Source organism: Vibrio sp. 2130-1 (assembly GCF_033339515.1).
On the sequence record NZ_JAWOUT010000722.1, the window covers coordinates 1 to 519 of the forward strand.

A 519-nucleotide genomic window follows, 5' to 3' on the forward strand; every position below is an offset into this window, starting at 1 on the left:
AATGAACAACGTGTGAATTCCGCTTAGTTTTAACGTTTGCTTAGCACAAAAAGCCATCATCAACCTAAAAACACATCCTAGTTGTTAACATAGGTTTATAAATAACAAAGGTACTCACACGGCTTTTATAAGAGAAAAATCGGTGTGAATGAAAAAGTGAAACGATGAACTTTGCAGAGAATAAAGTGAGCTATAAACAGAAGAAATGAGCCAAATAGTAAGGCAATAATAGGAAAAATTATTGAGGAAAAAGCAATGTTAACCTTACAACTGGCGTACAAACCGTTTGGTGTTGGCGAATGGACATACACCACGGTTTCTCACGAAGTCGCTAAGTTTTTAGCACGTGAATACGCATCTTATGGCTGGCCAGTGATGATCGACGGATCGCCCTACTCCAACGAAGAACCTTTAGCAGCGTAACGTTAAACTACAGAGCGGCCGATACGTGTCTTGCCGGGTGAGGTACCACTTCACCGATCGCTCGGTGGTTACAGCAACGACAAAAATACTGTGGTT

General features: G+C 41.2%; 1 protein-coding gene. It reads left to right on the forward strand.

Annotated features, from left to right (window positions below; translation table 11 throughout):
• Positions 1-255: 255 nt before the first annotated feature.
• On the forward strand, positions 256-423 hold the full coding sequence (locus R7Q09_RS28345; RefSeq protein ID WP_005466428.1) for a hypothetical protein: 168 nt from the start codon (positions 256-258) through the stop codon (positions 421-423).
• Positions 424-519: the final 96 nt, after the last annotated feature.

Excerpts from the sequence above, each read along its gene's own strand:
- R7Q09_RS28345 (WP_005466428.1), top strand. The coding sequence starts at position 256 with ATGTTAACCTTACAACTGGCGTACAAACCGTTTGGTGTTGGCGAATGG.